Genomic DNA, 4,267 nt, shown 5'->3' with positions numbered 1-4,267 from the left:
GCCGCACACTATCGTTGCAATGTCAATATTTTTCTTTTAAAAATGATAAAAATTTTATAAAAAAGAGAGGGCATATTTGCAATATAACCATCGATTGTCATTAAAATCTTAACTTAATGACATTGGCTTAAATGATTTTCATTGATAACTAAGACAGCACGTAAGTGCTGTTTTCTTTTTACAAAAATAAACTACTTGATAATCAAAAAAATAATAATGAAAAGTAATCTTAATGATAATATATCTAATTCCTGAAATTTTTTTAAAGATAAATATTTTGGATAAAAAGCACAAAATGATATCAAAATGACATTTTTGTTGTAATTTATTTGTCACACTTTGAAGAACACCTATGCATCAATAATCTTTATTAGTATAATTTATGTAATTATATAAGTCTTAAAATTTAAATTACAGTTACTTATATCGATGTGGGGAGGAAGATATGATGCAAATTGTTATTTTAAATGAAAATCCTGGTGAGGTAGCCCTGATAGAAGAAGGTGTATTACAATTTGATGAATCATTTGAAGTCAGCAGTTTTGATTCAATCGAAACATTTGAGCAAAATTTTAATCATTTTCATGATTATACGATCTTTATTTTAGATTTGCAGTTAGATAATCAAAGTACGATTCATGAAGCAAGGGAAATTAACCAAAGATTTAAGGGAGCTCAAATTATTTATATTAGTAATGATATTAAATATTTAAGTGATATTTATCAAACTGGTCATTGCTTCTATATTAATATTAAAGAACTAGAAACATATTTACCACTAGCCTTAAAAAAGGCTACAAATCTAATTAGAAATAGTCAAAATAATATAAAAATTACGATTCGTAATAAAATGATTATTATTGCTTTAAATGAAATTAAATATTTTGAGCGGGATCTAAGACGGACGATTATTCATTTGCGTAATAAAAATTATTATACATATGAAAACTTTAAAACCTATTTACAAAAGATTCCAGATAATTTCTTTGAATGTCATCGTAGCTTTATTGTCAATTTCAATGAAGTACAACAATATCAACGTAATCGGTTTATTTTAAAAGATGGCACAGTTATACCAATTAGCCGTTCTCATGAAAAAAAGGCCAAGGAGGCCTTTGGCAGTTACTTAAAGTATCAAAATAAAGAAAGCTAGGTTCATTACAAACTTAGCTTTTTTTAACGCTTTTTAGTTTTACTAGAATCAACGATTCGATCTAATCCATATCCAATTACCCGACCAATCAAGGCACCCGCTAAAAAGATTACTGCCATCCAGGAACTAACAGAACTAGTGGCAAACTGAATGATAAAATAAACAATTGCTACTAATAATCCCAGTGCTGTACCTAAAGTCATAAAAACACTACTTTTTTCTTCCATTTTTCCACTCCTTAATATAGAATTATACCACAACTTAATAAGCATACAAGAAAAAACTATGCTATAATACTGATGAAATTGGAGTGATATGATGATTAATACAATTATATTTGACTTAGATGGAACATTAGTCGATTCATTGGTTGATTTAGCGAATACGACTAATCAAATTTTAATGGAACATCAATATCCTACATATGAAATCGATCAATATCGTTATTTTGTAGGAAACGGCATTATTAAATTAATTGAACGGGTCTTACCACCAGAACATCAAGATCAAGTTGCTGAATTTAAACAACGCTTTGATGAGCTGTATGAACAAAAATGTTTAGAAAATACTAATCCCTATCCGGGAATTACTACTTTGATCCAACAATTAAAAAAACAAAATTTTAACTTAGCAGTTGTCACTAATAAGCCGCATCAACATGCAACTAAGATTGTTAAAACATTATTCCCTGATAGTTTTAGTTATGTTTATGGCAATCATCCTGATTATCCTAAAAAGCCTGATCCCTATTTAACTAATCGAGTAATCGATGCTTTTAATGTAACTAAAGACCAGGTTATCTATATTGGTGATAGTGATGTAGACATCCAAACCGCTATTAATACTCAAGTTAGATCAATTGGTGTTGCCTGGGGATTTAGAGGTAAAGAGGAATTATTAAAAGCCGGTGCTGATGCTGTTGTCAGTCAAGCTGCTGAAATTCTTGAGGTTATTAATGATTGGGATCAGTAGTTGTCTAGCGGGAATTAAATGTACTTATAAAGGTAGTGATAATTTAATTGAACAGGTTAAGCAATTAGCCAAGCGTGATGATGTAGTCTTGATTTGTCCGGAAGTATTAGGTGGCTTAACTATTCCAAGGACTCCATGTGAAATAATTGGTGATCAAGTAATGGATATTAATGGTGTAAATAAAAGTGAGGCTTATCAGTTAGGGGCTAAACGAGCTTTAAAGATTTTACAGGAGAATAATGTTGATGTTGTTTTATTGAAGGCTAAAAGTCCCAGCTGTGGTAAAGGTTATGTCTATGATGGGACATTTAGTCATCACTTAATAAAAGGTGATGGTATTGCTTGCAAGTTGTTTCAAAAACATGGCATAATGGTATATAATGAAAATGAATTAGATGAATTTTTTAAATTTATAGAAAAGAGGTAAAAAAATGGGACATATTTTAAAAATTAATCCGGTATTTAAAGAAATGATCTGGGGTGGTCATAAGTTAAAAGATGTTTATAATTTTGATATTCCTAGTGATCATACTGGTGAATGCTGGGCTATTTCAGCTCATAAAAATGGTGACTGTTCAGTTGCTAATGGTGAATTTGCCGGACAAACACTAGCAACTTTATGGAATGAGCACAGGGAACTGTTTGGAAATATTGAAGGTGAACAATTTCCATTATTAGTTAAAATTATTGACGCTTGTAACGATTTATCAGTTCAGGTCCATCCTGATGATGCGTATGCCAAAGCACATGAAAATTCACTTGGAAAAACAGAATGCTGGTATGTTTTAGATGCTGATGAAGGAACCCAGATGGTCATGGGACATCATGCTAAAACAAAACAGGAACTTATTACGGCAATTAATAATGATGATTATGATAACTTATTGAATAAATTTCCAATTAAAAAAGGTGATTTTTTCTATATTCCTTCAGGAACAATTCATGCTATCTGCAGTGGCTCTTTAATTTATGAAGCGCAACAATCTTCAGATATCACTTATCGAGTTTACGATTATCATCGTAAAGATGCTAATGGAAATGAACGGCAATTACATGTTAAGCAATCAATTGATGTGGCAACTGTACCATATAAACCTTATGATGTATCTAATCAAGTAGTAACTAAAATGGAAAATGGTAAGGCGACTCAATTAGTAGCTAGTGAATTTTTTACAGTTACTAAATATGATCTAGATGGTAAAAATGTCATCACTAACAACAAACCATTCCAAATGGTAACTGTCGTTGCTGGAAGCGGAACGATTGAAGGTATGGATGTAAAAATGGGCGATAACTTTGTTGTTTGTGCTGATCAAAGTGAAGTCACTTACGATGGTAAGATGACTGTCATGATTTGTAGTTTATAAGATGGAATGTAGTAATTGTGGTCATGAGTTTAAGCCCAGCTCATTTGCTTATAAAGCACGTCAAAAATGTCCTGAATGTGGCACGATCATGCAAATTCAATTCCCACCAGGAATTGGATTTGTTCCAATAATTATTGCTTTAATTGTTGGTTTATATGTAGTTATGGTAGCTGGATTTGATTTGATCGTCGGTATCAGTGTTTTTGTTTTAGTCTATTGGCCAGTGGAAATTATCATGGATTTGATTTTGATTTATATGGGACAATATCGATTGTATGAATTAGAAAAATAAAGGAGTAGTTATGAAATTTAAATGTATTCATTGTAATATCAATATTACTAATATTGAAAAAAGCGTAGCGTTTTATCAAAAAGCTTTAGGAATGAAAGTAGTTAGAACTAAAGAAGCTAGTGATGGAAGTTTTATTTTAACTTATTTAAATGATGGAGTATCAGATTTTGAAATTGAGTTAACCTGGTTAAAAGATCATCCACAAGCTTATGAATTAGGTGAAAATGAAAGTCATATTTGTTTTGAAGTTGAAAACTATGACGAAGCTTATAAATTACATCAAGAAATGGGATGTATTTGTTTTGAAAATAAGGCGATGGGATTGTATTTTATTCATGATCCTGATGATTATTGGATTGAAATAATTCCTGCAAAATAATTTAATTTTAATTGTTACAAAGATTTTTTGATGTACATAACTATTAGTACTAGATTTTAGTTATATGATAGAAATTATTTTTAATTAAGATTTATTTTTAAAAG

At 30.3% G+C, this 4,267-nt stretch carries 7 protein-coding genes; 6 read left to right on the top strand and 1 reads right to left on the bottom strand.

Annotation, left to right across the window (positions count from 1 at the left end):
- Window positions 1–445: 445 nt before the first annotated feature.
- The gene (locus Q0K54_RS01150; RefSeq protein WP_294578009.1) at window positions 446–1,153 is read left to right on the top strand and encodes a LytTR family DNA-binding domain-containing protein; all 708 of its coding nucleotides are present in this window, start codon (window positions 446–448) and stop codon (window positions 1,151–1,153) included.
- Window positions 1,154–1,176: 23 nt separating this feature from the next.
- Here the strand turns inward: Q0K54_RS01150 and Q0K54_RS01145 are convergent, their stop codons facing one another.
- Window positions 1,177–1,380 carry a hypothetical protein gene (locus Q0K54_RS01145; protein WP_294578008.1) on the bottom strand — a complete coding sequence of 68 codons (204 nt, stop codon included), beginning with the start codon at window positions 1,378–1,380 and terminating at the stop codon, window positions 1,177–1,179.
- A gap of 91 nt (window positions 1,381–1,471) precedes the next feature.
- On the opposite strand from Q0K54_RS01145, the gene Q0K54_RS01140 reads away from it, so the two are divergent.
- Genes Q0K54_RS01140 through Q0K54_RS01120 form a run of 5 tightly spaced genes read left to right on the top strand, consistent with a single transcriptional unit; the run spans window position 1,472 to window position 4,163 of the window.
- On the top strand, window positions 1,472–2,125 hold the full coding sequence (locus Q0K54_RS01140) for an HAD family hydrolase (RefSeq protein ID WP_294578007.1): 654 nt from the start codon (window positions 1,472–1,474) through the stop codon (window positions 2,123–2,125).
- Window positions 2,109–2,552 carry a DUF523 domain-containing protein gene (locus tag Q0K54_RS01135; RefSeq protein WP_294578006.1) on the top strand — a complete coding sequence of 148 codons (444 nt, stop codon included), beginning with the start codon at window positions 2,109–2,111 and terminating at the stop codon, window positions 2,550–2,552. The genes Q0K54_RS01140 and Q0K54_RS01135 overlap by 17 nt, the downstream gene beginning before the upstream one ends.
- Window positions 2,553–2,556: 4 nt before the next feature.
- On the top strand, window positions 2,557–3,492 hold the full coding sequence (locus tag Q0K54_RS01130) for a type I phosphomannose isomerase catalytic subunit (RefSeq protein WP_294578005.1): 936 nt from the start codon (window positions 2,557–2,559) through the stop codon (window positions 3,490–3,492).
- Between the two features lies 1 nt (window position 3,493).
- The gene (locus Q0K54_RS01125; protein ID WP_294578004.1) at window positions 3,494–3,784 is read left to right on the top strand and encodes a hypothetical protein; all 291 of its coding nucleotides are present in this window, start codon (window positions 3,494–3,496) and stop codon (window positions 3,782–3,784) included.
- Window positions 3,785–3,794: 10 nt separating this feature from the next.
- Complete coding sequence (locus Q0K54_RS01120) at window positions 3,795–4,163, top strand: VOC family protein (RefSeq protein WP_294578003.1); 369 nt, start codon at window positions 3,795–3,797, stop codon at window positions 4,161–4,163.
- Window positions 4,164–4,267: the final 104 nt, after the last annotated feature.

The organism is uncultured Thomasclavelia sp. (assembly GCF_944324745.1).
Lineage (GTDB): Bacteria > Bacillota_I > Bacilli_A > Erysipelotrichales > Coprobacillaceae > Thomasclavelia.
The sequence above is the reverse complement of the archived record's forward strand: the minus strand, read 5'-3'. Positions and strand labels throughout refer to the sequence as shown.

What these genes read in the sequence shown, in the direction of transcription:
- Q0K54_RS01120 (WP_294578003.1), top strand. Translation starts at nt 3,795, where the DNA reads ATGAAATTTAAATGTATTCATTGTAATATCAATATTACTAATATTGAA.
- Q0K54_RS01135 (WP_294578006.1), top strand. Translation starts at nt 2,109, where the DNA reads ATGATTGGGATCAGTAGTTGTCTAGCGGGAATTAAATGTACTTATAAA.
- Q0K54_RS01130 (WP_294578005.1), top strand. Translation starts at nt 2,557, where the DNA reads ATGGGACATATTTTAAAAATTAATCCGGTATTTAAAGAAATGATCTGG.
- Q0K54_RS01140 (WP_294578007.1), top strand. Translation starts at nt 1,472, where the DNA reads ATGATTAATACAATTATATTTGACTTAGATGGAACATTAGTCGATTCA.
- Q0K54_RS01125 (WP_294578004.1), top strand. Translation starts at nt 3,494, where the DNA reads ATGGAATGTAGTAATTGTGGTCATGAGTTTAAGCCCAGCTCATTTGCT.
- Q0K54_RS01145 (WP_294578008.1), bottom strand. Translation starts at nt 1,380, where the DNA reads ATGGAAGAAAAAAGTAGTGTTTTTATGACTTTAGGTACAGCACTGGGA.
- Q0K54_RS01150 (WP_294578009.1), top strand. Translation starts at nt 446, where the DNA reads ATGATGCAAATTGTTATTTTAAATGAAAATCCTGGTGAGGTAGCCCTG.